1 rRNA gene is annotated in these 1,532 nt (G+C 56.2%); it reads right to left on the bottom strand.

Features of this window, described 5'->3' with window-relative positions:
- Positions 1 to 31: 31 nt before the first annotated feature.
- Positions 32 to 1,532, bottom strand: a 23S ribosomal RNA gene (locus AC069K_RS35670); the annotation flags it as partial.

Below are 1,532 nucleotides of genomic sequence, written 5' to 3'. Positions count from 1 at the left end.
TTCAGAACTAACACAGTGGACGCGAGCAACTGAGGACAAGCCCTCGGCCTATTAGTACCAGTCAGCTCCACCCCTTACGAGGCTTCCACATCTGGCCTATCAACCCAGTCGTCTACTGGGAGCCTTACCCTCTCAAGGAGGTGGGAATACTCATCTCGAAGCAGGCTTCCCGCTTAGATGCTTTCAGCGGTTATCCTTTCCGAACGTAGCCAACCAGCCATGCCCTTGGCAGGACAACTGGCACACCAGAGGTTCGTCCGTCCCGGTCCTCTCGTACTAGGGACAGCCCTTCTCAATATTCCTACGCGCACAGCGGATAGGGACCGAACTGTCTCACGACGTTCTAAACCCAGCTCGCGTACCGCTTTAATGGGCGAACAGCCCAACCCTTGGGACCGACTCCAGCCCCAGGATGCGACGAGCCGACATCGAGGTGCCAAACCATCCCGTCGATATGGACTCTTGGGGAAGATCAGCCTGTTATCCCCGGGGTACCTTTTATCCGTTGAGCGACGGCGCTTCCACAAGCCACCGCCGGATCACTAGTCCCGACTTTCGTCCCTGCTCGACCCGTCGGTCTCACAGTCAAGCTCCCTTGTGCACTTACACTCAACACCTGATTGCCAACCAGGCTGAGGGAACCTTTGGGCGCCTCCGTTACTCTTTAGGAGGCAACCGCCCCAGTTAAACTACCCATCAGACACTGTCCCTGATCCGGATCACGGACCCAGGTTAGACATCCAGCACGACCAGAGTGGTATTTCAACGGCGACTCCACAACCACTGGCGTGGCCGCTTCAAAGTCTCCCACCTATCCTACACAAGCCGAACCGAACACCAATATCAAACTGTAGTAAAGGTCCCGGGGTCTTTCCGTCCTGCTGCGCGAAACGAGCATCTTTACTCGTAGTGCAATTTCACCGGGCCTATGGTTGAGACAGTCGAGAAGTCGTTACGCCATTCGTGCAGGTCGGAACTTACCCGACAAGGAATTTCGCTACCTTAGGATGGTTATAGTTACCACCGCCGTTTACTGGCGCTTAAGTTCTCAGCTTCGCCCCACCGAAATGGAGCTAACCGGTCCCCTTAACGTTCCAGCACCGGGCAGGCGTCAGTCCGTATACATCGCCTTACGGCTTCGCACGGACCTGTGTTTTTAGTAAACAGTCGCTTCTCGCTGGTCTCTGCGGCCACCCCCAGCTCACGGAGTAAATCCGATCACCAGTGATGGCCCCCCTTCTCCCGAAGTTACGGGGGCATTTTGCCGAGTTCCTTAACCATAGTTCACCCGAACGCCTCGGTATTCTCTACCTGACCACCTGAGTCGGTTTAGGGTACGGGCCGCCATGAAACTCGCTAGAGGCTTTTCTCGACAGCATAGGATCATCCACTTCACCACAATCGGCTCGGCATCAGGTCTCAGGCTTCATGCTGTCCGGATTTGCCTAGACAGCGCCCTACACCCTTACCCCGGGACAACCACCGCCCGGGCTGGACTACCTTCCTGCGTCACCCCATCGCTTACCTACTAC

The sequence above is a fragment of the Streptomyces sp. NPDC043908 genome (assembly GCF_056435525.1).
Note: the sequence above shows the minus strand (reverse complement) of the source record. Positions and strands in the feature narration are given on the sequence as shown.